This is a genomic window from Rhodococcus sp. RCBS9, from assembly GCF_029457415.1.
GTDB classification, from domain to species: Bacteria; Actinomycetota; Actinomycetes; order Mycobacteriales; family Mycobacteriaceae; genus Rhodococcus_F; species Rhodococcus_F qingshengii.
Window position 1 is genome coordinate 6,371,855 of record NZ_CP120422.1, and the last position, 25,222, is coordinate 6,397,076.

The window sequence follows — 25,222 nt, forward strand, 5'->3', positions numbered from 1 at the left end:
GTTACCCGTCTCGACTTGCACTCCGCGATGCTCACCGAGTGGACATTGCACAGCGAACACGATTGGCTGTCACTCATTGTTGCGTTTCTTCGACCCAGTCGGGATGTTCGCGGCTGTCGTCGAGCACCCAGGTACGGGATTCGTCGCCGATGCGGTCGGGGTCAGTGAGCCAGCATGTTGCGTCGGGCGCCCACCCGGCGATGACGCTCGCCGTCTCGTCGTCGACTCCGATCGCGGTTCCCGCCGCGGCCAGGTATCCCATAACGGTGAGATGCACGCCCGTGTAGCTCTCAGCGACGAGCTGCCAGTTGGGGATGACCCAGCGCCCTGATCGTCCGGTGGTCCGGTACCAGTCGTGTCGTTTATCCGCGGTGACCTCGAGGGGGAACCGTCTGCAGAGTTCCGCCCACGCCTGCGCGCCGTCGATCTCGTATATGCGAGCGCCGGCGGGTGCGTCGACTGGTCGCACGGCGATGCGTTTCCAACCCATGCTGTCTTCGACGAACCACAATTCTGCCGGGGTCCCGTCGAACAGTGCCCGTGTCGAACACCGAACAGACGGATTCGACCACCAGTAACCGGACCAGTTCGCCTTCGGATCGGTCGGACGATCAGCGGCTCGCGCTTCCGCTGCGAGAGTGTGCTCATGCCAGTCGCTCAGGAGTTCTGCAGCCGTCGACTCAAAGGTATCGGGGCTGTCGTCGTCCAGGCTCACTATCACCCATTGGTCGGTCTCGGCGAGCGCGGTCGTCCACCACTGCGAGTGTTGGGATCGTGCGATGTGCTCGGCGACTCGTCGAAGCTCATGCCGTACCGGCTCGGTTGTGACGAGGATGTCTTCACCGTCGGGGTCCTGCCAGTAGCGTGCTGTGTCCGTCGCTGCGGCGAGGGCAGAACGGAGTGCAACCTCGGTCACCTCGGGAAGCGGTACTTCGGACAGGCGGTGCGCTACATCGTCGGCAGTGACGACGGTCTGCCGCGCTTCGTCTGCGCCGGGGCCGAACAATACGCTCGAGTCTCGGTCGGGGTCGAGGTGATAGGAGGCCAGAAAAACCGCGGAACCAAACGAGTCGTCATGTGGCTCGGGTCGCCGGATCCGTTCGGCATCCATCACGTAGTCAAGCAGCATCCGCCGTCCGCGTGGCCCCGACAACAACGTATCCGCTGTACTCGTTGTGCTCACTGCCTCAGGCTCCTCGTTTTCCGTCATGACTGTGTGTACCAGTGTGACGACCTATCGGTGTTGTGCGCTTGGGCCACACACCCCGGCGGCCCCAGCGGATCGGGCATCACTCGTCGAACACGAAGGTGGCGCTGCCATCTTCTGGTAGTTCGTGAACGATCACCTCGTTGCCGATACCCGTGACAGCAGACACGAAAGTGGTCGTCTCCCTGTCGATCCCGACGAGCCAACTGATCCCGACACCCTGCTGACGGGGTACTCGACGGAAGACCGATTCACCCCCTTCTATGGCCGCTCCCGGGTGCAACGATCGGGCTGTGTCCAACACCGCTTGCCGCACGGCACCCAGGTCGATCAGGTCATCGTCAGGTCCGATCTGTGACGGCTGAAAATACGTCAGAGCGAACGGCAGACGGATCATCACGTTGGGCTCGGGCGCGGACCCCTGCACCGGAACAAAGTAGAAGCCCCACCCCCGTGGGGAGGGCGGGGCTTCCTCTGGTCCGGCGCTCACGCACAGTGGGAGGGTGGTGGACATGCCGGACCGACGACACGGCAGGGAGTCAAGCTGCCGCGCCCAAGCGCTGACCTGAGGGAATGCGCCTGAGATCGTGGTTACGAGAACCATCAAACCAGACAAACTGGACGCATGTTCAGGAATCGCGAGATTCGACCCCCGCACGTCAGAAAGATCTCACTGCACCCGATAGGTTTCGCTGCGGACAGGATCCACCAACCGCCGCATGACCTCGTACGCGCGGTCCGGATCCGTGTACGGCGGAATCATCATCAAAACGAGTTGACGACCATAGATATCGTCGAGATACATCAAATCGTGGGGCTGGCCAGGGTACGGACCCCGCACTTCCAGTCCGTCGACCTCGTCAATACGTCGCTGCGCACTACTGATCGTGTTCCAGTCGAACGCAACCCTCGCGATCGGCCCCAGCCGCAACGAAAGTGCGGATATCAGATCGTGAAGCTCCGCCGTGACGTTCGTGGTCCACGGGAACCACGCGCCGTCAACCGATGCCTTGACGGCACCTTGCCCACGAAGCAGGAATCGCGGAGTCCGCGTCGGCGACGGGAAAGGTTGCCCGACATGGCGCTGCGGCGCTTCCATTGCATAGTCGAGAGTGCTGATGTGCGCCATGACGAGGCTCCTTGACGGAGGATTCGTGGAACCGTCAGACAGAGGTGCCCGGTCGTGGGTTCCATACCTTCAGACTACTCCGCTACGCAATCCCGACTACGCATCGACGGAAATGATCACGCCGGTGTCGCCGTACGGGAACGGACCATTACCGATGTGACCGAGGGTGTTGAAGAATTTCGAAATAGGCACCATCACACCGTATTTCGCTTTGACTTTGCTGCGGATCTCGTCGAATTCAGCTCCACCGCTCACCAACTGAGCGGTCCCGGTGACCGGCGACGCACCGTCGGCAACCTTTCCGCGGTTGTTGCACGGCACCACGGTGACGCGTGGGTTGTTCCGCAGACGCTTGGCCTTACCCGACTTCGAGGAAGTCCAGAAGCCGATACGTCCGTCAGGCAGAGGCACGACCCACGTCGGCGTGGCTACGCCGTCACCGCTCTTACGGAATGTGGTGACCGAGATCGTCTTCTCTTCGCCCAGGGACATGAAACGAGCGTATGCCTCCACAACCTCCACGACCATGCACGCGAATGAATTTTCTCTACCCCAGGAGTTTCAAAACGGACAATTATCCGGACGAAGGTGAACAACAGGTGCCGAGTGGTGGAAATGTCGCGGAACGACCACGTCTGAGGTCGATTTGAGGCCCGGAGGTGTTGGAACATGACTTCTCGTGAATGCGGAACTCATCGTTCTCCTCGTCGTCGTCGTAACCGCTCTGGGGTTCGACTTCACCAACGGTTTTCATGACACTGGCAACGCTATGGCCACGTCGATTGCAACCGGCGCCCTCAAGCCCAAGGTGGCAGTCGCTCTGTCTGCTTCCTTGAACCTGGTCGGAGCTTTCCTCTCGGTAGAGGTTGCTGCCACCGTGGCCAAGGGCGTGGTGAACCTCGGAAATGTGGGTGGCCAAGCGCTGCTCACCATCGTCTTCGCCGGCCTTGTCGGCGGCATCATCTGGAACCTGGCAACGTGGTTGCTCGGCATCCCCTCGAGTTCCTCACACGCACTGTTCGGCGGCCTGATCGGCGCCGCCATCGCGTCCCTCGGCATGAGCGGTGTCGCCTGGAGCGGCGTCCTCAGCAAGGTTGTCATCCCCGCAGTTCTCGCTCCCGTCGTGGCCGGCTTGGTTGCCGCGGCCGGCACCTGGCTCATCTACCGCATCACCTCCAACGTCGGAGAAGAAACCAAGGACAAAGGTTTCCGACTCGGCCAGATCGGTTCGGCTTCACTCGTTTCCCTCGCACACGGCACCAACGACGCTCAGAAGACCATGGGCGTCATCTTCCTCGCCCTGGTCGCCCACGGAACCATTTCCGCCGACGCGGACATGCCGTTCTGGGTCAAGCTCACCTGTGCGCTCGCGATCGCTGCCGGAACCTACCTCGGCGGTTGGCGAGTCATCCGCACTCTCGGCAAGGGACTTGTCGAGATTGCCGCACCACAAGGCATGGCAGCCGAAGCATCCTCTGCTGCAATCATTCTCACCTCCAGCCACCTCGGCCTTCCGCTCTCCACCACCCATGTGGCGACGGGTTCCATCATGGGAACCGGTCTGGGACGCAAGGGCGCCGAAGTTCGTTGGGGCGTAGCCGGACGTATGGCGGTCGCCTGGTTGATCACTCTTCCGTCCGCTGCAATCGTCGGCGCTCTGTGCTGGGGACTGGCCAACATCGTCGGCGGCCTGCCCGGTGTCCTGGTCGTCTTCGCCGTGCTCATCGCGTTGGCCGGCTGGATGTACCTGCGCTCCCGCAAGGAGCCCATCGATCCGAGCAACGTCAACGCCGAGTGGGACGGCGGCCTGGTACCCGCAGAGGTCCCCGGTCCGGACGCCCGCGTCACCACCGACGTCAAAGCCTGAAAGAGGGAATCGACATGGATATCTTGAAAAACACCGTCGACTCGCTCTGGCAGGTCGTACTGGTCGGCCTCCTGCTGGGCGCCGGACTACCGGCGATCTTCGCAATCGGCCTGAAGTCGCTCGACGCCGGACAACGTGGCAGTGGCGGCGGGAGCACTGCCGTCGCGGCTCGCAGTCCGTTGGCCGTGGCAGGCGCAGTGGTGTGCTTCGCGGTCGTGCTCATCGCGATCGTCACCGGAATCCTCTTCATCATGCAGGGCTTCCTCAGCCACACATTCGGCATCGAGATCTTCTGATCCCGTGCACCCTCACGAGCGGAAAGACATCACCGTGACTGCACCGACTCCATCCCTTCCTCAATCCATTCTTGACTGGCTTCGCGCCGGCTACCCCGAAGGCATACCGCCCAAGGACCGCATTCCGCTGGTCGCATTGCTACGACGCAAACTCTCGGACGCGCAAATTCGAGACATTGCCATCGGCGCTGCACTCGCAGAACTGAGCGACGTCAACAGCGACCAGGTGATCTCGAGCGACGAGATCAGCGCTCAGATCGCCGATCTGACGAGCCAGACTCCCTCGGACGAGGACATCGCGCGCGTTGCCTCCGTCCTTGCTGCCGCCGGGTGGCCCCTCGCTGATCTCGACAACCACTGAAGCTCGATTCGTTGAGTCTTCCACCACTTCTGGCTTCGATACTCGGCTGGCTGCGTGCCGGGTATCCGAACGGTGTGCCGGAGCAGGACTACGTCCCTTTGATGGCCCTGCTCCGGCGACAACTGTCCGACGACGAGATCGCCGTTCTTGCTGACGATCTCGTCGCCGGCTTTCCGCTTCCGGTCGATCCGATGGACTTTCCCGGTTCGGTCGATCCGATCGACATCGGCGTCCTCATCACCAAGGTCACCGACGATATTCCGCACGAATCGGACGTCGCTCGGGTACGTGAACACCTGATTCGTGGAGGTTGGCAAATCGTGGCACAACCTCCGGTCGACGACGCCTGACGGCATTACGGTAAATCGGACCAGTTTGATAACGAACCGGTAACGGTGCCGTCGAGGTCAATACAGACCACTTAGTGTCATAAGGAATTCCGCGCCTCGGGGGGCTCGGTCGGATTTCGGTGTGCAAGCACCTTTGGGGCGGGAGTGATACATGCACGAGGCTCACACAGATTTGGCGAAGAACCCAGATATTTCGAACCCGGATCTTTCGAGAAACCGTATTTCGAAACGAATCAAGCGTCGGATCCTGGGCCTCGCAGCGACAGCACTCGCACTCCCCCTGACCGCAGGCCTGATCAGCGGATCGGTAGCGACCGCAGCGCCCGCGCGTACCGCCCCGGCCGGTGGCTACGAGGAAGTGTTCGTCGACTCGTCGATGGGACCGATCAAGGTTCAGATCCAGTGGGCTTCGCGCGGCGGCAACGCGGCGCTCTATCTTCTCGATGGCCTACGAGCACGCGACGACCGAAACGCATGGAGTTTCGAGACCAACGCTCTCGAGCAGTATCGCGGCGACAACGTCACCCTGGTCATGCCGGTCGGCGGGCAGTCCAGCTTTTACTCCGACTGGTATGCGAACAGCAATTTGAATCGCCAGCCGGTCACGTACAAATGGGAAACCTTCCTCACCCAGGAACTTCCCGCCTATCTGGAATCGCGCGGCGTCTCCCGAACCAACAACGGCGTGCTCGGACTGTCCATGGGTGGCAGCGCGGCACTGACGCTAGCCGCCTACCACCGCGATCAGTTCAAGTTCGCCGGTTCGCTCTCGGGATACCTCAACATCTCAGCTCCAGGCATGCGTGAGGCGATCCGGGTGGCCATGGTCAGCGCCGGGTCCTTCAATGTCGATGCAATGTGGGGACCGCCGTGGAACCCCGCTTGGCTCCGCAACGATCCCTTCGTGTTTGCACCCGAACTGGCTGGGCTCTCGCTGTACATATCCGCTGCGAGCGGCCTGCCCGGGCAGTTCGATCAACCGCGTCGGCCCGTCGACTTCGTGAATACCGGTAGTGCCATCGGGCTCGAGGCCCTTGCCTTGATGAACTCACGGGCATTCCAACTGCGCATGAACTCCCTGGGAATTCCGGCAACGTACAGCTTCCCGGCCAACGGCACTCATTCGTGGCCGTACTGGGGTGCAGAACTGTGGAAGGCCCGAGGCCAGATCCTCGACACCCTGAACGCTTGGTGAACTGACAACGACTCGATCACCGACAACCGCAGGCCCCGACCGATATTCGTTCGGGGCCTGCGTCGTTCGAATTCAGAGCGCGGCAAAGAGATCCACGGTATTGCCGTCGGGATCGAGAAGAACGGCGTAACGCTGCCCCCATACGGCGTCGAAGGGCGCCTTGTGCCCGGGGAAGTCGGCTGTCATGCGCTGATACGCCTCGTCTACTGCGGCGGGAGTCCCGAAATCGAAGGCCAAAGCGACGGGGTGTCGACCTTCCCCGACAGCGAAGTCCGGATCGAAGCTCGCGATGGTGGACAGCGCGTCCCAGGCCAGCCGAAGCCCACCGTCGAAAGTGAACTCCACATGCGGAGCGTCAGCGGGTGTTTCCGGAATGTCGAGCCCGAGGGTTCGGTAGAACGCGAGGGAACGCGCGAGATCGTTGGTGACGATTCCGACGAGATCGAGTCTCGGAGAGACGGACACGGTATTTCTCCTGTTTCGGGTCGAGAAGTGATCGGCGAGTGTGTGACGATGATCTGATGACCGGCACTGACACCCTCGCTCTCGACGGTAGTCGGACGGTAGCGTCGAGTCTTGAACAAAACGGCCACACCTATGTCGAGACTCGGATCACCGGTTCGGCCGGCCTCTTCAGTTGCACGTGGAAAAGCACCAGCGAAGCCCATACGCCCACGGAAGCAAAGCGGATTCTTCCCGATCTCTGCGCCGACTTCATCGTCGACAGCACCGGAAAGTCGTGGCTCGTCGGACCTGCCACCGGTGCCGATCTGGTTTCGGTCGCCGCCGGTACAACCATGTGGGGCATCCGGATCAATCCACCGGCTCTGCGGAGCCTGCTCGGCACAGCTGCCGACGCGGTGCAGGATTCGAAGATCGCCTTCGACGACATCCTCACTTCCAGACAAGCGCGGGTACTTGCCGACGCCCTGAGCCACGAGGCAGTCGACGCTCACCTACTGGGCCAGTTGTGGCGCGGACTGGAACCCGACCACGGAATCGAGCGTGGTTACTCCGCGCTCATCTCCTCCCCTTCCACGCCGATACGAGAGATTGCTGCAGACCTCGGTGTTTCCGAACGTCATTTCAGACGATCGATCACATCGGCGGTCGGGCTGTCCCCCAAACTGATTCAGAAGGTGCAACGAATGCAGGACGTGTTGACTCTCAGCCGCGGCGCAAATCTCACGCTGTCGTCGCTGGCCGGTCCCGCCGGCTACGCCGACCAAGCCCACCTCGCACGCGATACGCGTGCACTGGCAGGCCTGACACCGACTCAGCTACTGCGCGAGCACCGGTAACGATGAGTGAAGAACTGTTCGCCGCCCTCGATCACCTGGCTGCCACGTCAGCTGTCGTGATCGATCGCCCCCGAGGGTCGGCACACCCGCGGTACCCCGATGCGATCTATCCGCTCGACTACGGCTATCTCGACGGCACGGTCAGCGCGGACGGCGACGGGATCGATCTGTTCCGAGGCTCGGCCGTCGGCAACGGTGTTGTCGCCGTGGCCGTTGTTGCCGACATCGTCAAGAAGGACGTGGAAGTCAAGATCCTTCTCGAATGTACTGCGTCTGAAATCGACACTGCCACAGCATTTCTCCGCGACGTTCTAGGTCTCGGTGCCACTGTCTTGCGGCGCGCCGTCAGCTGAGTTCGTCGAATCGCGGAACAAGATGCTCCGCAACCCACTTCGCTTCCTCGATCAGAGGCCAACCTGCCAGGATCAGTGCAGTCAAACCGGTTCGGCTGCGAAGCGTGCGTACCGAGTCCGTGATCGAATCCGGATCGCCGACGTAGTACACGGCCGATGACCCGGTGCCGAAGATGTCGAGGGGTGACCACGCCGTGATACCCGCGTACAGCCCGTCACCGACGTACAACTCCTCCGGTTCCGGAAGTCGGCCGGAGGCAATCTTGTCCGCCCAACCCTGTCGCTGAGCGTCGCGGGTGGTGAAGGTCTTGAGGTCTTGCTTCCCCTGAGTACGACGACGCACTGCGTTGTCCAAGACATGAGCGATCTGCTCGACGCCCGTCTTCTCGAACAACGAACGGAACCGGTCGTGCGCCTGCGCCTTGGTGGGGCGAACGATCACACCGGTGAGCGCACCGAAGTCGGTGAACTCGCGCCCGGCTGCCTCCGCCGCCGCCCGTGCGGCAGAGAATTTGTCTTCGATGAACGAAGTCTCGCGCAGCATCGCCAAGTAGGTGTCGAGCACCTTGCCTGAATTCGCCAGGCCTGCAGGCGAATCACCGGTACCCCACAGCGGAACCTGATGCCCAGCGGGCGCATCGATACGCAGTGGTGTGTTGGGAAAGTTCGACTCCGTGCCTTCGGCGTAGATGCGGCGGAAGTCCGCCCAGTACTGCTCCCCCAACTCGTAACGCTCGTCGTGGGGCACGTTCATGTCGTACTTGGTCAGGATGTTCTCGCGTCCGTTGACCGAGTTGATCAACAGTCGGCCGCCGCTGAAGGCGTCGAAAGTCAATGCCTTCTCCGCCAGCAGTCGCGCCGGCGTCATGTTCGCGTAGACGGCGACGAGGAACTTCATGCGCGTGGTGTGCGCTGCCGCCCACGTCGCCGAGATGAACGGATCGTTCGGCCAGGTGGCAACAAGCGCACCTTCGAATCCGCCGTCGTCGATAGTCTTCGCGAGCTCGATCTGCCTGGCCCCGTCCACGGGGAACAGCCCACCGGGGCTCCACGGGTAGTCCCCGTCTGCCTGGGTGAGATACCAGAATGTCTTGATGCCCATCAGTTCTGCACTCCAGCCGGCAGGTCGAACGATTCGATTCGGGCACGCGAACGGATGGTGTCCGCATTCACGCTGTAGAGCGCGTCGAGGTATGCGACCGCGAAAGAACCGGGGCCCGAGGCATTTTCCTCGGCGATCTCCGATGCCACGGCAACATGCGTGTGCGCGGCAACCAATCCGTCCAGCGCGGTCGACGTGACGGCGAGGTATGCGGCGACAAGACCGCCCAGAGAGCAACCGGTACTGGTCACGCGCGGCAACAGCGCGCTGCCACCGGAGACTCGGATGCCCTGGGTGTCACCGCCCGCATCGCGGCCGACGATGTAGTCGACCGGTCCGGATGCCGACACGGCATCCGCATGCTTCAAGAGTGACAGAGCGGCGGGCACCGCGTCGGCGGAATCGGAGGCACTGTCGACGCCGCGGGTGTCACCGCCGAGTCCGGCCAGAGCGATGATCTCCGATGCGTTCCCTCGGATGACGTTGGGGTGAAAGCACAACAAGTCCACAGCGATACCGCTCCGCCAAGGTAGTCCGCCGACACCGACGGGATCCAAAACCCATGGCGTACCCGCAGTTCGCGCCGCTTCTGCTGCTATCAGGAAGGCTTCGGCAGTCCCGTCGTCCGGCGTCCCGAGGTTGACGAGCACTCCCCCGGCGACGGCAGCGAACCCACCGGCTTCGTGAACGTTGTCGATGTGAGCGTTGCTTGCGCCGGCAGCGAGCAGAACATTGGTCAAGAAGTTCGCAGAAACGATGTTGGTCAGCGACTGGACGAGCGGTACCTGATCGCGGAGTGCGTCGATCGCCGACGCGACGGTTTCGACAGAGACAGTGTCAGACATGAGAATTCCTTCAGGACGGGAGGTAATTGAGGACTGCGGCGATTCAGGATCGCGGACATCGAACATCCGCAAGCGCGCCGCCGGGCTCACCGCCGACAACCATCGGCAAAGTCGGATCTGCAGTCCATTCCTCCAACGAACCGTCATAGACCTTGACGTCCACATAGCCGCCGCGGATCAGTGCGAGTGCTGTCAGGCACGCCGAAACTCCACCGCCGCAATAGATCACGACAGGTTCAGCGACGGCTGGTAGAACGTCAGCAGATTTCGACCGAACATCGTCCGCCGGAAGCATCCGGGCATCGGCGTCGAGAAGACCCTTCGCAGACAGATTCACACTTGACGGAATATGTCCGCGTCGCGAATATCGCGTCTTCTCCGTTCCCTCGTACTGCTTAGGCGCCAGCGCGCACACCAGCGTTCCGGCTTCTCCTCCTGAGGACAGTGAGGCAACGCGAGGTAGATCGACCCACAGGCCAAGGTCCGTCACACCCCAACGCTTCGACGCCGACGCGTGGGTGACGTCGTCGCCGCTCGCGAGGGCGAAGCCGCATCGAGTCCATTCGGCGAGGCCACCGTCGAGGACCCTTGCTTCGATGCCGGCGTTGCGAAACACCCACCAGAGCCGTGATGCCCAAGTGGTCGAACCCTGGTCGTAGATCACGATTGTCGCACCCGGTTCGATACCACTGGATTGGAGATCGGACATCAACTGCTCCGTTGACGGGCGTGTGAAATGCAGCGCCGCTTCCCTTTCGGAAAAGACGTCCATGAGGTCGACGTGTCGGGAACCCGGGATGTGCGAGGAAACCCAGCCGTCGTACCCGGACTCCGGGCGATAGTCGCCGTCAAATCGCGCGGGAGGAAAATGAACTGTCGCGTCGAGCACAGCGACGCCTCCCTCGCGCAGCATCGCGTCGAGTTCAGCAGCACTCACCAGCGGCGACGCGGTCTCTCCAGCCACTTCAGACCCTCTCCCTCGGAAACGAACAAGCACGAACCTAAATGAGTACTAGCGTATACGCAAGTACTCACTCGTCGCCGATGGCATAATCGAACGCGCTCTACTTGCATGCACAGGAATGAGGACACATGGATCTCGACGCCGATACGAGCACCACCGATCTGCTGGTGCCGGAGGCTGCGCTGGGCCGGTCCGATCAGACCTCGCGGCAGTACCTGCGCCTGCGAGCCGACATCCTGGCCGGCAAGTTCCCCCAGGGCTCTCCGCTGCACGAGACTCAATTGTGCGAATCGTACGGCGCATCGCGTACCCCGATCCGCGAGGCACTCAACTGGCTCGCGCACGACGGTCTACTCGAACGAGCCGCCCGCGGTTTTCGTGTCCGTTCCGGCACACCCGAGGACGTCATCGAAATCTACGCAGCGCGGGTTGCCCTCGAATCGGAAGCCGCCGGCGCCGCCGCACTCCGCCACAGCGATCTCGACCTTGCCCGCCTGGACGGATTGCACGAGTTCTGCTGCACTGCAACAGAAGGTACCGAGGTTCGTGCCGGAAACTTCAAGTTTCACGAGGCCCTCTGGCAGGCCGCCCACAATTCCACGATCACCTCATTGCTGATCCGCCTCACCACCCAACTGCGAATCTACGACAGCGGCCCGCCGTCGAACTACGGCGAACCTGACCTGCTCAATTCGGAGCATCAAGAGATCCTGAACGCCATCCGCGCCCGGGACGAATCGTCCGCACGTGGTCACATGCGCAACCATCTCGAGCGCAGCCGCGACCAACGAATAAGGATGTTCGCCAGCCGCTGACTTCAGACAGCCCAGATTTCTGCACGCCGACGCCTGCGCCGCCGTCGCTCAGACGGGGAGCGTGCCGGTGTCGACGTCGTACACGCTCTCGGCCGGGCTCGACATCACTCGATCCGCCATCTCCTGCTTGAGCTCTGTCAGCCGTGACTCGTCTTCGGCCGTCCGGTCGGACTTACGGGACAGAGTGATGAACTCGTCGACGACGAACCCCTCCCGAACAGTCAGCGTGACGCTCGCGCCGCGATAGGTGATCCGAAATACATACAGCGCGAGCGTGTTTCCACGTTCACGCCTGGCCAAGGATCTGTCAACGGTGTACCGCCCTTCGGTCACCGCGCGCGTGACCAACTCGAACGCATCGCGCACTCCTGGTCCGCCGTGTGCGGTGGCCACGACCAGGTCACGACGCTCGACGGAGCCCTCCGCGCCGAACACACCGAGAGCACGCTCGAGAACCTTGTAGGCATGGGCCACGCCGCCCGGGGCCTGCGGACCGTGATAGCGGAGGGCGTCCTCGTACGTGAAGTCGAGCGTCGTCCCGTGATCGGTCACGGTGAGCGTGGTGGTCATGATGGGCGTCCTTGCCGGTCAGTGCTGGCGGTCGATCGGATTGATCCGCGAGACGATGAGCGGATCGATCGGGGTGAAAGGGAAGTGCGGCAGCTCCCGCTCCGGAACGCCGAACGAGGCCGAGAGAACGCTGCGCGAGAACGCGGAAGCCGTTGCACGGTAGCCTATGTCGCCCGGTGTCGGCTGGTCGAAGAAGATGAGGAAATTGATGTCCTCGTCGCCTAGAACCTCGATATGATGGGGATAGGCACGCGGAACGAAATACACCTGACCGGGCTCCAGTAGGTAGGTGTCGAGTGATCCGTCGGGATCGAGAACCGTCATCCGCCCATGACCACGATGCACGTATCCCATTTCGGCAGTGACGGGATGCCAGTGTGGCTCACGCATTCCACTCTCGCGAATAGTCAACGAGTACATCGAAAGATCTTCCAGCGCCGCCCAATACTGCTTTCGCGCCACTTTCGCCTGTCCGTACGGATATGCGAGAGGCGCGATCTGGCCTTCGAGATCGAAGAGATGCGCGTTGGGAAAGCCGGCGGTATCGGGAACGACGGCGGCGCCGTCCCGCCGAACTATCTGGGACGCATCGGCCCTACCGAAGACGTCGAAGGCTGACGCGGCGAGGTCGTAGGTATTGCCGAGCACCGCGTTCGACATTGCGCTGACGCTACTCTGCAACGAAAAGTGCTGCGGGAGTGAAGTACGCAGGGCAGCGATGATCTCCGCCTCCTCCTCTCCGACATTCTCGATGTGATAAATCGCGCCGGATTCGACGTGATACATCTGCCCCGCTCGCACCACGAAACTGGCGAACTCGTCAGCATTGCCCAGCATCGAGACGAGCACGGTTCCGCTGGTGACGTAGGCGATCTGGTTCGCGTTGACGTTCCATTGTGGTTCACGGATCGCGCCGGGACCGAGAACAATTCGTTTGATCGACAGACCGGACAGGATCGGCAACGAACTCGTGTCGAGTTGCGAGATCGACCCAAGTTCGTTCTCGAAGACACTGGGGCCATTGCATAGTGAGGCAACGTGTGTAGACATGGCAATTCTATCCTTCCCACTCTGGTCCTTTCGACTCCGGTCCTTCCGCCTCGCTGACGTCAGTCCTCGATGAACGCGAGAATGTCCTGGTCCAGTGTCTTCTGATATGAGCCGTAGATGCCGTGAGGTGCGCCCGGATACACCTTCAGCGTGCCCTTCTTCACCAGCTTGATCGCCTTCTCGGCCGCTGCGCCGATCGGCACGATCTGATCGTCGTCGCCCTGAGCGATGAGGAACGGAACGTCGATGGCTTCGAGATCGGAGGTCTGGTCCGTCTCCGAGAATGCCTTGACGCAGTCGTAGGCCGCGGCGAGGTTGACCAACATGCCTTGCCGCCAGAAGTCGTCCTTCGCCCCTTGCGAGACGTCGGCACCTTCGCGGTTCGCGCCGTAAAAGCTCTCGCTGAGATCCTTGTAGAACTGCGATCGGTCTCGCAGAACTCCCTCACGGAGGCCGTCGAAGACCTCGATCGGTGTGCCTTCGGGGTTGCCGTCCGACTTGACCATGATCGGCGGTACGGCGCCGGCGGTGATCACCTTGGCCACGCGCCCTTTGCCGTGCTGCGCCGCGTACCGGACCACTTCCCCGCCGCCGGTCGAATGGCCAACCAGGACCAGGTCTTTCAGGTCGAGTGTGTCGATCAGCTCAGCCAGGTCCTTGGCATATGTATCCATGTCGTTGCCGGTGTACGTCTTCGACGAGCGACCGTGTCCTCGACGATCGTGCGCGATGGTCCGGTATCCGGCGTCGGCGAACAACTTCATCTCGACCTGCCACGCGTCAGAACTCAGCGGCCACCCGTGGCTGAGGACGATCGGCCGACCGACGCCGTGCTCGGTGTAGTAGATCTCGGTTCCGTCGGAGGTGGTGATGTAGGGCATGCTCTGCTCTTCTCTGTCGAGTCGTGGACTGAGATCCGGACACGGTGCCCGGTTTCCTCACTCTGCGAGTGCCCACTACGGGGGCAGTCGACTCATCGATCGACAGAAATGTGCGTGGGGGCAGAAGACTCCGGCCCGACACCACGAAGCGTGGTGCCGGGCCGGAGCCTTCAGTCAAAGGGAAACGATCAGTAATCGTCCTCCGTGTAGACGATCATCCCGCGCAGATTCTTTCCTTCGAGCATGTCGGCGTACCCCTCGTTGATCTCCTCGAGCTTGTAAGTCTTGGTCACCAACTCGTCGAGTTTGAGTGCGCCGCTTCGGTAGTGATCGAGCAACTTGGGAATCTGGGACCGTGGCCCTACCCCGCCGAAGATGGCTCCCTGCAAACGCTTCTGCAGAAGGGTCAGCTCGAAGAGGCTGAGCGTCACCTGCGAATCCGCGTAATGCCCCATTCCGACGACCACGACCTGGCCACCCTTGCCCGTCGCGCTGAGCGCGGGCTGAATGATGTCGCCGTGAATCTCGCCCACGGTGATCACGGTGACGTCGGCCATCTTGCCCCAGGTGATCTCGCCGATCACCGGTAGCGCTTCCTCGAGGGAGGCAAAAGTGTGTGTGGCGCCGAATTCCTTTGCCTTGTCGCGCTTGAACTCGACGGGATCGATCGCGATCACAAATCGTGCTCCGGCGGACGCCGCACCCTGCACCGAGTTGATTCCGACGCCGCCGACGCCGACGACCACCACCGTGTCGCCGACCTTGGCTCCACCGATTGCGGTGGCCGATCCCCAACCGGTGGCAACACCGCAGCCGAGCAAGGCCGCCTTGTCGAGCGGGATGTCCTTCTCGATCTTGATCACCGACGCCTCGTTGACGGTCACGTACGGCGAAAATGTTCCGAGCAGGCACATCTGGATGACCGGCTCGTCGTCGAGGGTGACGCGGTACGTCTTGTCGGAGATCGCCTGCCCGGTCAACAGGCCGGCTCCTTCGTCGCAGATGTTCTGCAGACCCTTCGCACAGGACGGACAACGTCCGCACGCCGGGATGAAGGCGAGAACCACGTGGTCGCCTTCTTCGACGCTCGCGACACCCGGTCCGACCTTCGTCACCACTCCGGCGCCTTCGTGCCCGCCCAGGGCCGGGTAGAAGGGCAGCGGGCTGGCGCCCGTACGCAAATGTTCGTCCGAATGGCACAGCCCCGATGCGGCGAGTCGGACCTGCACCTCACCCGAGACCGGGTCCCCCAGCTCGACCTCTTCGATCTCCCACGCCTGACCTGGCGCCTTGACTACCGCTGCCTTGACCTTCACCTGCACTCCTCGAAATTCTTCGTGATGCACGGACGACGAAAGAACGCGCCGGCATTTGTGTCGCCGATCACACTCCATGTACGAGTGTGCCTGAAGTAGCCCGAGAATACCGTCGGTCCGTGTGCCTTTTTGGTAGTGGGCACTACCAAAAAGGCGCACGGCTAACATGGACACAGTGGCCAAGGGAACTCGCAAGACCAGAACTCGCAGCAGTGCTCCCGAGCGAGGCGAGTCCGGTCCCGTCGCCGGCACTTTTCCGATCGATACCGGGACGTGCGAACTAGTCCGCGATCAGTACTCCGATGACAGTTGGATCATCCAGATCAACGGAGTGCCCAGTTCCCACGTGAACGTCGCGGATCCCACGGTGCTCGATTTCGAGTACATGCGGTGGATCGCGCATCTGGTCGATTCCGAACGTGACAAGGCCGAGCGCCTGCGGGTGCTTCATCTCGGCGGTGGCGCCTGCTCTATGGCCAGATACTTCGCCGCCACCTACCCTGACGCGCGTCAAGTGGTGGTCGAAATCGACGGTGCTCTGGCGGAACTCGTACGCGATTGGTTCGACCTCCCGCGCGCGCCTCTTCTGCGCATCCGCGTCGGAGAAGCCCGCGCCGTCACCGAAACTCTCACCGAGTCCACCCGGGACATCGTGATTCGAGATGTCTTCGCCGGCAGCACAACTCCGACACCATTGACGACGGCGCAATTCACCACGCACGCACGACGCGTGCTGGCACCGGGCGGTATCTACATCGTCAACTGCGGCGACACCCCGGATCTTCAGGGCGCGCGCAGTGAAGCCGCAACGATCGGTGCGCAATTCGAACACATGGCGATCATCGCCGATCCCGCGATGCTCAAGGGCCGTCGCTACGGCAACATGATCATCGCGGGCAGCGACGTACCGATCGGCGGGCAACCCGCGCTCGCGCGCGAGCTACTCGGCGGAGGAGTTCCCGCCCACGTGTGGCAGGACGCCGAAGTCCGCAAGTTCGCCGCGAATGCGCCGGTTCGCCAAGACTGAGCAAAAACGCTACTCCCCGCCGAAGACCCTCTCCACCACTGCTTTTGCCCGACGCGTGATGCGCAGGTAGTTGTCGAGGAATTCCCCTGCGTCGTCGCCGTATCCAGCGACCTGCGCCACCGCCGCGAGAACACGGCCCGGGCCGGGAAGTTGATCGGTCGGCTTCCCCCGCACCAGAACGAGGCAGTTGCGTGCCTTCGTCGCGGTGATCCAGGCGTCACGCAGCAGTTCGACGTCACCTTCGCTGAGCAGTTCCGCGGCGCCGATGGCGTCGAGAGTCTCGAGCGTCGACGTGTTGTGCAGCGACTCGATCTTGTCGGCGTGCCGCAGCTGCAGCAACTGCACAGTCCACTCGATGTCGGCCAGACCGCCGCGACCCAGTTTGGTGTGCGTTGCCGGATCGGCTCCGCGAGGAAGCCTTTCGGAATCGACTCGCGCCTTGATGCGCCGGATCTCGCGCACCGCCGCATCACTGACGCCGCCTTCGGGGTAGCGGGTCTTGTCGATCATGTGCAGGAACCGCAGTCCCAATTCAGGATCACCGGCAACCGGGTGCGCACGAAGCAGCGCTTGAATCTCCCACGCCTGAGCCCACTTCGCGTAGTACGCGTCGTAAGACTCGAGAGTGCGCACCATCGGACCGTTACGGCCTTCCGGACGTAGTCCGGTATCGACTTCGAGCGGCGGATCGGTACTCGGTGCCCCGAGGAGCTTGCGGACCTTGTCGGCAATGCTGTTGGCCCACTTGACCGCAACGGTCTCATCGGTGCCCTCACGAGGTTCGCACACGAACAGCACGTCAGCATCGGATCCATAGCCCAGTTCGCCGCCGCCGAGTCGACCCATGCCGATGACGGAGAAACTGGCCGGCGCCTCGGTCCCGAGTTCGGTGACGCTGGCCTTGATCACCGCGGAGAGCGATGCATTGAGCACCGCGGCCCACACCGAGGACAGCGCCTTGCAGACTGCAGGAACATCGAGCATGCCGAGGATGTCGGCCGAAGCGATGCGCGCAAGCTCGTGTCGCCGCAGCGAGCGGGCCGCAGCAACAGCACGATTGGGATCACTGTGTCGGCCGGAGGCGGTGAGGATTCCGCGAGCGACATCCTCGGGCTTCGGCTCGACCAGGCGCGGCCCGCTCGGTGAATCCGCGAACAAACGGATCACGTCGGGAGCCTTGATGAGCAGGTCGGGTAGGTACGCGGACGAGCCCAGCACGGTCATCAGACGCTCGGCGACCGCAGCCTCGTCACGGAGCAGGCGCAGGAACCACGTCTGGTCGACGAGCGCATCCGAGAGCCTGCGGTAGGCGAGCAGACCGGCGTCGGGATCCGGTGTGTCCGCCAGGGATTCGAGCAGAGTCGGCAGCAGGAGCGCTTGAATACGACCCTTGCGCGAAGCGCCACTGGTCAGTGCGGTCAGATGTCCGAGTGCATGCTCGGGCGCCGTGTAACCGAGAGCGGCCAACTGCCTCACCGCGGCTTCGGGCCCCAGGACCAGTGCTTCCTTGTCCATCCGCGCTACCGATTCGAGAAGCGGGCGGTAGAACAACTTGGCGTGCAGGCGGCGAATCCGATGCGAATTCCGCTTGATCTCGGCGCGCAGGACTCCCAGGGAATCCAGACGACCGTCGGGTCGCATGTGCGCGGCGCGGGCCAGCCAACGCAGCGCTTCCTCGTCGTCCGGCGGCGGCAGGGTGTGTGTGCGCTTGAGCTTCTGTAACTGCAGACGGTGCTCGAGCAGACGCAGGAATTCGTACGACGCGGTCAGGTTGGCGGCGTCGTCGCGGCCGACGTATCCACCCGCCGCCAATGCAGTCAGTGCGTCGACGGTGCTCTGGACATGCAACGAACTGTCGGCGCGCCCGTGCACCAATTGCAGGAGTTGGACGGCGAATTCGACGTCGCGCAAACTTCCGCGGCCGAGTTTGAGTTCACGCTCACGCAGTTCGGGGGGAACCATTTCCTCGACGCGTCGACGCATGGCCTGGACTTCGGGGACGAAGTCCTCGCGCTCGGAGGCGATCCACACCATCGGGCTCATCGCCTCGGAGTACTGGCGACCGAGCTCCATGTCGCCGGTCATCGGACGAGCCTTGAGCAGTGCCTGGAACTCCCAGGTCTTGGCCCAGCGCTTGTAGTACGTGATGTGGGATTCGAGGGAGCGAACCAGTTCTCCGCGCTTGCCTTCGGGCCGCAGCGCAGCATCGACCTCGAAGAATGCGGAGGTACCGATACGCATCATCTCACCGGCAACGCGACTGGCCGTCGCATCGGCCGGTTCGGCGACGAACACCACGTCGACGTCGGAGACATAGTTCAGCTCGCGCGCACCACATTTGCCCATGGCGATCACGGCGAGCCGGATCGGACAGCTGCCCTCGGGACACACCGTTGCGATGGCCACCGCAAGTGCAGCGGTCAGCGCGGCGTCGGCCAGATCGGAAAGCTGGTGCCCCACAGTCTGATACGGAACTACGGGTTCGTTCTCGACGGTCGCCGCAAGATCAGCCGCAGCCAGCAGCATCAGCTGGTCCTTGTAGCACTTACGCAGAGCAACAACAGCTTCCGGCCCGGTCACCGTGGCGCGGTAGGTCAGGGAACCTTCGGTGGCACCCTCGTCGACAGTTGCACCCACGACCTCCAGCAAGGCTGCAGTCGCCTCGTCCTTGGTCGGCAGAGCGGTGCCGTCGAGCAGTTTCCAGCCGATCGGATCCGCGGCCAGGTGGTCGCCGAAGGCCGACGACGCACCCACCAGTGCGAACAAACGGCCGCGCAGGCTCTTGTCCTTGCGAAGGGCTTGATCGAGTTCGCGCCACCCGTCGCCGAGCCCGTCCTTGATCCGCACAAGGGTGCGCAGAGCGAGGTCGGCGTTCGCGGCACGCGACAGCGACCACAAGAGTTCGATGCTCTCGGCGTCGACCCAACCGAGCTGACGCAACTCGTCGGCAGCGGTGGGCTCGACCAGCCCGAGTCGACCCGGTCCTGGAACTGCTGATCTCGCAGCGGGCGGTTTCACCGTCACAGACCGAGGTAGGTCTTGAGCTCGAACGGCGTCACGTGGCTGCGGTATTCCTCCCACTCACGACGCTTGTTGCGCAGGAAGAAATCGAAGACGTGCTCGCCGAGTGCTTCGGCCACGAGCTCCGACTTCTCCATCTCGCGCAGAGCGCTGTCCAAGTTGCTCGGCAGTTCCTTGTAACCCATGGCGCGGCGCTCGGCGGAGGTCAACGACCACACGTCGTCTTCTGCCTCGGGCGGCAAGGTGTAGCCCTTCTCGATGCCGCGAAGACCGGCAGCAAGCAGGACCGCGAAAGTCAGGTACGGGTTGCAAGCCGAGTCTGGGCTACGGATCTCGACGCGGCGCGAGGACGCCTTGTTGGGCGTGTACATCGGGACGCGAATGAGAGCCGATCGGTTGGACGGGCCCCACGACGCAGCAGTGGGTGCCTCTCCCCCGTGGACGAGTCGCTTGTACGAGTTGACCCACTGGTTCGTGACCGCACTGATCTCGTTGGCGTGCTCGAGGATGCCGGCGATGAACGCCTTGCCGGTCTCGGAGAGCTGCATCGGATCGTCCGGATTGTGGAAGGCGTTGGTGTCGCCCTCGAACAGGCTCATGTGGGTGTGCATCGCGGAGCCGGCCTGATCGCTGAACGGCTTGGGCATGAAGCTCGCCCGGACGCCTTCACCGATCGCGACCTCCTTGACGACGTACCGGAACGTCATCACGTTGTCGGCCATCGAGAGTGCGTCGGCGTAGCGCAGATCGATCTCCTGCTGACCCGGCGCGGCCTCGTGGTGGCTGAACTCGACCGAGATGCCCATCGACTCGAGTGCGTCGATGGCGTGGCGGCGGAAATTCGGAGCCGAATCGTGCACGGCCTGGTCGAAGTATCCGCCCGAGTCGGCCGGGATCGGTGGAGTGCCGTCGATCGGGCCGTTCTCCAGAAGGAAGAACTCGATTTCCGGGTGGACGTAGCAGCTGAAGCCCAAGTCGCTGGCCTTGCTCAGCTGGCGACGCAGTACGTGGCGCGGATCGGCCCACGACGGCGAACCGTCGGGCATCGTGATGTCGCAGAACATGCGAGCGGAATGCTGCGCACCGTCCTTGTGCGCCCACGGCAGGATCTGGAATGTCGAGGCGTCGGGCCGAGCGACGGTGTCGGCTTCGGAGACTCGTGAGAATCCCTCGATGGCGGAACCGTCGAATCCGATTCCCTCCTCGAAGGCGCCTTCGAGTTCGGCGGGGGCGATCGCCACCGATTTGAGGTACCCGAGAACATCGGTGAACCACAAGCGGACAAACCGAATGTCGCGCTCTTCCAGGGTACGAAGCACGAATTCTTTTTGGCGATCCATGCACGCGAGACTAAGCAAGCCACGTTAAATCTGTGTTACATCAGTGGTCCCGGTTAACAGAGTGATTGGTCACCATCGAATAGGCGCAGCGTACGGCGTCGCGCCGGTTAACATGTCAGACCCTCTTCCGGAGCCTTCAAGTAAACGAAGTAGTCGACGACGGCATCGTCGACGCAGGAGTTTCCGTCCAGAACCACCGTGTGTTGGGTTCCGTCGAACGTGATCAGAGCAGCGCCCAACTGCTTCGCGAGATCCACTCCGGCCTGATACGGGGTCGCCGGATCCTGCGTCGTGGACACGACGACCAGCTGCGGCAGACCGGCGTCAGCGAGCGCCTGGGGGTCGAGCGCGTGAGGGCTGCCGGTAGCCGGAACGGGCCAGAACGCGCACAGGTCGAGCGGCGCTTGACCCGTCCCGCGGCCGTCGTCGAGGAACGGCGCCGCCTCGCGGTACCGAGTGTCGGATTCGCCGGCCTCGGCGCGGTCGGTGGTTGCCGGATCGTCCACGCAGCGAATGGCGTTGAACGCGTCGTTGATGTTGGAGTAGCTGCCGTCATCCTCACGGCCTTCGTACATGTCGGCGAGATTGAGCAGCGAGTCGCCGCGTCCGTCGGCCAGACTCGACAGACCCCCACGCAGCGGCGTCCACAACTGTGGCGAGTACAGAGCTTGCTGCACGCCCGTGATCGCGTCGGAATAACTCAGCCCGCGCGGATCGGTGGTCTGTGCCGGCTTCTCGATCAACGGATCGACGAGTGCCTGAAAGCGTGCCTGCGCCTGCGCCGGATCATCACCCAGCGGGCAATCCGTTCGCGAGACACAGTCGGCGACAAAGGCGTCGAACGCGCCTTGGAAGCCCTGCCCCTGCAAGACCACTTCGTCGACCGGATCCTGCTCGGGGTCGAGCGCGCCGTCGAGGACCATCGCTCGGACGTTCTGCGGAAAGGTTTCCGCGTACGTGGATCCGAGCCGGGTCCCGTACGAGAACCCGAGGTAGTTCATCTTCGGATCGCCGAGAACGCCCCGAATGACGTCCATATCTCGCACCACCTCGTAGGTACCGACATGAGCGAGGAACTCCGTACCGGTCCGCTCAGCGCACTTGGCGGCGTAGTCCTTGCTGTCCGCCTCGGCGAGAGCGATGCCCTCCGGCGTCATGTCGACGTTGACCTCCGCACGCTCCGCGTCGGTCTCCTCCGGCGTCAAACACCGAACCTGCGGGGTCGACGCCCCGATCCCCCGCGGATCGAAGCCGATCATGTCGAAACGTTCCTGCAATTCGGTGCCCGAACCCGAGGTCGCCATCGACAGCCCGGACCCACCCGGCCCGCCGGGGTTCAGCAACAGTGAGCCGATGCGGTCGCCGGTTGCCTTCGAACGCGAGATCACCACCTTCGCGGTGTCGCCGTTCGGATTCGCGTAGTCGACGGGAACGCTCACCTCGGCGCAGTCGATCCCACGCCCCAGCGGCGCAGTTCCTTCTTCGACAAATTGGTCGCACGAACCCCAGTCGAGCGTCTGCTCGTAGAATTTCTCGAGGCCGGACGGCACCGCGGACGCGGCAGAACCAGCAGGTTCCACTGATTCGGGCGTGCCTTCCGAACTGGTGCAACCGACAACCAACACGAGCACTGCTGCGCTTCCGGCGAGGGCACCGGAGAGGCGAACGAACTTCGACATGCCATCGATGGTGCCAGGAAACCGCGATAGCCAGCGGTTCGCCTCGTCTCGGCACCTACCTGATACGCGCGCGGTGATGTGACCCATTGCACCCCGTCAACTATTCGTGTCGGCGATGTCCGGTGGCAGACTGAACACGTCATCACCCACACCCGGGGACCCGAAGGCGATCAACGCTCAGGGCCTCGAGGCCAGAAAGGGACAACGATGTCCGAAACACCTCTCTACGGTTCTGTACCCAGTGCAGTTTCTGTACCCACTGCAAGCTCTACCGATGCACCGAAGCGTAAGACGCGCATTCACCACCTCGCCGAGATGAAGCAGAACGGCGAACGCTGGTCGATGCTCACCGCTTACGACTACTCCACGGCACGCATCTTCGAAGACGCAGGCATCCCGGTGCTGCTCGTCGGCGACTCTGCCGCCAACGTCGTCTACGGCTACGACACCACCGTGCCGATCACCGTCGACGAACTGCTCCCGCTCGTGCGTGGCGTCGTTCGCGGCGCGCCGCACGCACTCGTCGTCGCCGACCTCCCCTTCGGCACCTACGAGGGTTCCGCCGAGCAGGCCCTGGCGACTGCCACACGGTTCATGAAGGAAGGCCTCGCGCACGCCGTCAAACTCGAGGGCGGTGAGCGGATGAGCAAGCAGATCGCGGCAATCACCTCGGCCGGCATCCCCGTCATGGCACACGTCGGATTCACCCCGCAGAGCGTGAACTCGCTCGGCGGATTCCGCGTCCAGGGTCGTGGCGACGCGGCCGAGCAACTTGTGGCGGACGCCATTGCAGTCCAGGAAGCCGGGGCGTTCTCCGTCGTCATGGAAATGGTTCCGGCCGAGATTGCGGGCCAGGTCAGCCGCAAACTCACCATCCCCACCGTCGGCATCGGGGCCGGTTCCGAATGCGACGCTCAGGTACTCGTCTGGCAGGACATGGCGGGTTACACGAGCGGTAAGACAGCCAAGTTCGTCAAGCGTTTCGGTAACGTCGGTGACGAACTGCGTTCCGCAGCCGCAGCCTATGCATCAGAAGTTCGCACTGGCGCTTTCCCGGCCGCAGAACACAGTTTCTGATCCGAGACCGGCGAACGCCGCCTGTCTCTCAACCAGCCAGGGGTGCGTTCAATGATCGGTAACCGTCGAAGTTCTACTGCCGCAGCTGTAGTCGGCGCGGCAGCTCTCGTCACGGTGCTGAGCGGATGCGCGGGAGGGTCCACCAACTCTCCCGCGCCCAGCAGCACTACGCCCGCGAGTTCCACCACGACGGCGCCGGCAACAACCGCGTCCGGTTCGACGTTCACCGACGCTCAAGTCCAGCAGTTGTGCTCGGATATGGAAGGGCAGCTGCAGAACTGGCGGACCGTCACCCCGACGCTCGGCAAGGGCGGACTGAACACGATCGTCATCACGTGGGCGACGCAGAACGGCATCAACCTGCTCGATCTCGCTCAGAACCGCGAAAGCATCGACGCGGCAACCTCAGCCGCGTGCCCCGACGTCCGGAGCGGCGCGATTTCCGCACTCGAGATCCCCGATCTCGCTTCCGGCCTGGTGGGCTTCTGATGACCGACACTTCCGCGCAGCCGTCGGCTCTCCGGAGTCCGTATCCCCCGATCGAGCCTTTCGTCACCGGCTTCCTCGATGTCGGTGACGGCCAGAGCATGTACTGGGAAGTCAGCGGAAATCCGGACGGCAAGCCGGTGGTGTTCCTGCACGGTGGCCCCGGCGGTGGTGCGCAACCGGCGGTACGCCAGTTCTTCGATCCGGCCGCATACCGCATCGTTCTACTCGACCAGCGCGGCTGCGGGCGGTCCACCCCTCACGTTGCCGACGGCGCCGACCTGTCGGTGAACACGACGGACAAGCTGCTGGCCGACATCGAAGCCCTGCGTGAACATCTTTCGATCGACAAGTGGATGGTTTTCGGCGGGTCCTGGGGTTCCACGCTGTCCATCGCCTACGCCGAAACGTTTCCTACGCGCGTCACTGAGCTGGTCCTGCGCGGGATCTTCCTCCTGCGTCGTAGCGAGATCGACTGGTACTACAACGGCGGCGCGGGAAACATCTTCCCGGAGCGCTGGGACAAATTCCTCGAACCTGTACCCGAGGCGCAGCGCGGCGAAGACCTCGTCGCGGTCTATCACCAACTGCTCCATTCCGAAGACCCCGACGTCGCAGCCCGGGCAGCGATCGCCTGGTCGGCTTGGGAAGGATCGACGAGCTACCTGTACCCACAGGCGGACAAGATCGAACAGAACTCCGAGACCCGGTTCGCCTTGGCTTTCGCCCGTATCGAGAACCACTACTTCGTCAACGGCGGGTTCTTCGACGAGAACCAACTCCTACGCAAAAGCTCCGCACTGCACGGCATTCCGGGGACGATCGTCCAGGGCCGCTACGACGTCGTCTGCCCCGCCACCAGCGCGTGGGCGCTGCACAAGGCGTGGCCCGAATCCAAGCTCGTGATCGTCGACGACGCGGGACACTCCGCGATGGAGCCCGGCATCATGCATCACCTGGTGGAAGCCACCGATTCTTACCGGTAACTCC

27 protein-coding genes are annotated in these 25,222 nt (G+C 63.0%); 12 read left to right on the plus strand and 15 right to left on the minus strand.

What is annotated here, in order from left to right:
• Window positions 1-73 precede the first annotated feature (73 nt).
• The 4 genes from P0M12_RS29620 to P0M12_RS29635 all read right to left on the minus strand — a co-directional run bounded on the left by P0M12_RS29620 (window position 74) and on the right by P0M12_RS29635 (window position 2,828).
• On the minus strand, window positions 74-1,183 hold the full coding sequence (locus P0M12_RS29620; protein ID WP_346772257.1) for a hypothetical protein: 1,110 nt from the start codon (window positions 1,181-1,183) through the stop codon (window positions 74-76).
• A 106-nt stretch (window positions 1,184-1,289) separates the two neighbouring features.
• The gene (locus tag P0M12_RS29625; RefSeq protein WP_277377214.1) at window positions 1,290-1,697 is read right to left on the minus strand and encodes a hypothetical protein; all 408 of its coding nucleotides are present in this window, start codon (window positions 1,695-1,697) and stop codon (window positions 1,290-1,292) included.
• A 180-nt stretch (window positions 1,698-1,877) separates the two neighbouring features.
• Window positions 1,878-2,336: a DUF5994 family protein gene (locus tag P0M12_RS29630; protein WP_042921868.1), complete on the minus strand. Its 459-nt coding sequence runs from the start codon at window positions 2,334-2,336 to the stop codon at window positions 1,878-1,880.
• Between the two features lie 96 nt (window positions 2,337-2,432).
• Entirely contained in the window at window positions 2,433-2,828 is a 396-nt protein-coding gene (locus tag P0M12_RS29635; protein WP_042445944.1) for a PPOX class F420-dependent oxidoreductase, read from the minus strand.
• Between the two features lie 187 nt (window positions 2,829-3,015).
• On the opposite strand from P0M12_RS29635, the gene P0M12_RS29640 reads away from it, so the two are divergent.
• The 5 genes from P0M12_RS29640 to P0M12_RS29660 all read left to right on the plus strand — a co-directional run bounded on the left by P0M12_RS29640 (window position 3,016) and on the right by P0M12_RS29660 (window position 6,405).
• Window positions 3,016-4,203, plus strand: coding sequence for an inorganic phosphate transporter (locus P0M12_RS29640; RefSeq protein ID WP_003941590.1), 1,188 nt, complete (start codon window positions 3,016-3,018; stop codon window positions 4,201-4,203).
• A 14-nt stretch (window positions 4,204-4,217) separates the two neighbouring features.
• Complete coding sequence (locus P0M12_RS29645; RefSeq protein ID WP_003941641.1) at window positions 4,218-4,499, plus strand: hypothetical protein; 282 nt, start codon at window positions 4,218-4,220, stop codon at window positions 4,497-4,499.
• Between the two features lie 28 nt (window positions 4,500-4,527).
• Complete coding sequence (locus tag P0M12_RS29650; RefSeq protein WP_037129727.1) at window positions 4,528-4,860, plus strand: DUF3349 domain-containing protein; 333 nt, start codon at window positions 4,528-4,530, stop codon at window positions 4,858-4,860.
• Window positions 4,861-4,871: 11 nt separating this feature from the next.
• Window positions 4,872-5,210, plus strand: coding sequence for a DUF3349 domain-containing protein (locus P0M12_RS29655; protein WP_042445790.1), 339 nt, complete (start codon window positions 4,872-4,874; stop codon window positions 5,208-5,210).
• 151 nt (window positions 5,211-5,361) lie between these two features.
• A complete protein-coding gene (locus P0M12_RS29660) occupies window positions 5,362-6,405 on the plus strand; it encodes an alpha/beta hydrolase family protein (protein WP_172827113.1) in 1,044 nt (347 codons plus the stop codon).
• Between the two features lie 72 nt (window positions 6,406-6,477).
• Here P0M12_RS29660 and P0M12_RS29665 read toward each other — a convergent pair whose 3' ends face one another.
• Complete coding sequence (locus P0M12_RS29665) at window positions 6,478-6,870, minus strand: VOC family protein (protein WP_003941628.1); 393 nt, start codon at window positions 6,868-6,870, stop codon at window positions 6,478-6,480.
• Window positions 6,871-6,926: 56 nt separating this feature from the next.
• On the opposite strand from P0M12_RS29665, the gene P0M12_RS29670 reads away from it, so the two are divergent.
• Both P0M12_RS29670 and P0M12_RS29675 read left to right on the plus strand, forming a co-directional pair.
• Complete coding sequence (locus tag P0M12_RS29670; protein WP_277377215.1) at window positions 6,927-7,706, plus strand: AraC family transcriptional regulator; 780 nt, start codon at window positions 6,927-6,929, stop codon at window positions 7,704-7,706.
• A 2-nt stretch (window positions 7,707-7,708) separates the two neighbouring features.
• Window positions 7,709-8,059 carry an inorganic pyrophosphatase gene (locus P0M12_RS29675; RefSeq protein WP_047270827.1) on the plus strand — a complete coding sequence of 117 codons (351 nt, stop codon included), beginning with the start codon at window positions 7,709-7,711 and terminating at the stop codon, window positions 8,057-8,059.
• On the opposite strand, the gene P0M12_RS29680 is transcribed toward P0M12_RS29675, so the two are convergent.
• Genes P0M12_RS29680 through P0M12_RS29690 form a run of 3 tightly spaced genes read right to left on the minus strand, consistent with a single transcriptional unit; the run spans window position 8,052 to window position 10,970 of the window.
• Window positions 8,052-9,161 (minus strand): LLM class flavin-dependent oxidoreductase, encoded by a 1,110-nt coding sequence (locus P0M12_RS29680; protein WP_277377216.1) that lies wholly within the window; start codon window positions 9,159-9,161, stop codon window positions 8,052-8,054. The genes P0M12_RS29675 and P0M12_RS29680 overlap by 8 nt on opposite strands.
• Entirely contained in the window at window positions 9,161-10,006 is an 846-nt protein-coding gene (gene thiM / locus P0M12_RS29685; RefSeq protein WP_118603021.1) for a hydroxyethylthiazole kinase, read from the minus strand. The genes P0M12_RS29680 and thiM overlap by 1 nt, the downstream gene beginning before the upstream one ends.
• Before the next feature lie 43 nt (window positions 10,007-10,049).
• A complete protein-coding gene (locus P0M12_RS29690) occupies window positions 10,050-10,970 on the minus strand; it encodes a rhodanese-like domain-containing protein (RefSeq protein ID WP_277377217.1) in 921 nt (306 codons plus the stop codon).
• Window positions 10,971-11,098: 128 nt separating this feature from the next.
• Here P0M12_RS29690 and P0M12_RS29695 point away from each other — a divergent pair, with 128 nt between their 5' ends.
• Window positions 11,099-11,785, plus strand: coding sequence for a GntR family transcriptional regulator (locus P0M12_RS29695; protein ID WP_003941581.1), 687 nt, complete (start codon window positions 11,099-11,101; stop codon window positions 11,783-11,785).
• A gap of 48 nt (window positions 11,786-11,833) precedes the next feature.
• Here the strand turns inward: P0M12_RS29695 and P0M12_RS29700 are convergent, their stop codons facing one another.
• The 4 genes from P0M12_RS29700 to P0M12_RS29715 all read right to left on the minus strand — a co-directional run bounded on the left by P0M12_RS29700 (window position 11,834) and on the right by P0M12_RS29715 (window position 15,602).
• Entirely contained in the window at window positions 11,834-12,355 is a 522-nt protein-coding gene (locus tag P0M12_RS29700) for a hypothetical protein (protein WP_003941639.1), read from the minus strand.
• Window positions 12,356-12,373: 18 nt separating this feature from the next.
• A complete protein-coding gene (locus tag P0M12_RS29705; RefSeq protein ID WP_221742522.1) occupies window positions 12,374-13,405 on the minus strand; it encodes a cupin domain-containing protein in 1,032 nt (343 codons plus the stop codon).
• A 59-nt stretch (window positions 13,406-13,464) separates the two neighbouring features.
• Entirely contained in the window at window positions 13,465-14,286 is an 822-nt protein-coding gene (locus P0M12_RS29710) for an alpha/beta hydrolase (RefSeq protein ID WP_054186670.1), read from the minus strand.
• Window positions 14,287-14,474: 188 nt separating this feature from the next.
• Entirely contained in the window at window positions 14,475-15,602 is a 1,128-nt protein-coding gene (locus tag P0M12_RS29715; RefSeq protein WP_003941634.1) for an NDMA-dependent alcohol dehydrogenase, read from the minus strand.
• Between the two features lie 166 nt (window positions 15,603-15,768).
• Here P0M12_RS29715 and P0M12_RS29720 point away from each other — a divergent pair, with 166 nt between their 5' ends.
• Window positions 15,769-16,629 (plus strand): fused MFS/spermidine synthase, encoded by an 861-nt coding sequence (locus tag P0M12_RS29720; protein WP_075833463.1) that lies wholly within the window; start codon window positions 15,769-15,771, stop codon window positions 16,627-16,629.
• A gap of 9 nt (window positions 16,630-16,638) precedes the next feature.
• On the opposite strand, the gene P0M12_RS29725 is transcribed toward P0M12_RS29720, so the two are convergent.
• The 3 genes from P0M12_RS29725 to P0M12_RS29735 all read right to left on the minus strand — a co-directional run bounded on the left by P0M12_RS29725 (window position 16,639) and on the right by P0M12_RS29735 (window position 22,669).
• Window positions 16,639-19,653 (minus strand): bifunctional [glutamine synthetase] adenylyltransferase/[glutamine synthetase]-adenylyl-L-tyrosine phosphorylase, encoded by a 3,015-nt coding sequence (locus tag P0M12_RS29725; RefSeq protein WP_277377218.1) that lies wholly within the window; start codon window positions 19,651-19,653, stop codon window positions 16,639-16,641.
• Entirely contained in the window at window positions 19,650-20,990 is a 1,341-nt protein-coding gene (locus P0M12_RS29730; RefSeq protein WP_003941637.1) for a glutamine synthetase family protein, read from the minus strand. The genes P0M12_RS29725 and P0M12_RS29730 overlap by 4 nt, the downstream gene beginning before the upstream one ends.
• A 107-nt stretch (window positions 20,991-21,097) precedes the next feature.
• Window positions 21,098-22,669, minus strand: a complete 1,572-nt coding sequence (locus P0M12_RS29735; RefSeq protein ID WP_007735453.1) for an alpha/beta hydrolase — start codon at window positions 22,667-22,669, stop codon at window positions 21,098-21,100.
• 207 nt (window positions 22,670-22,876) lie between these two features.
• Here P0M12_RS29735 and panB point away from each other — a divergent pair, with 207 nt between their 5' ends.
• Genes panB through pip form a run of 3 tightly spaced genes read left to right on the plus strand, consistent with a single transcriptional unit; the run spans window position 22,877 to window position 25,218 of the window.
• Complete coding sequence (gene panB, locus P0M12_RS29740) at window positions 22,877-23,746, plus strand: 3-methyl-2-oxobutanoate hydroxymethyltransferase (protein WP_007735454.1); 870 nt, start codon at window positions 22,877-22,879, stop codon at window positions 23,744-23,746.
• Between the two features lie 51 nt (window positions 23,747-23,797).
• Complete coding sequence (locus P0M12_RS29745; protein ID WP_007735455.1) at window positions 23,798-24,235, plus strand: hypothetical protein; 438 nt, start codon at window positions 23,798-23,800, stop codon at window positions 24,233-24,235.
• Window positions 24,235-25,218, plus strand: coding sequence for a prolyl aminopeptidase (gene pip, locus P0M12_RS29750; RefSeq protein WP_050656434.1), 984 nt, complete (start codon window positions 24,235-24,237; stop codon window positions 25,216-25,218). The genes P0M12_RS29745 and pip overlap by 1 nt, the downstream gene beginning before the upstream one ends.
• The last annotated feature ends 4 nt before the right edge of the window (window positions 25,219-25,222 follow it).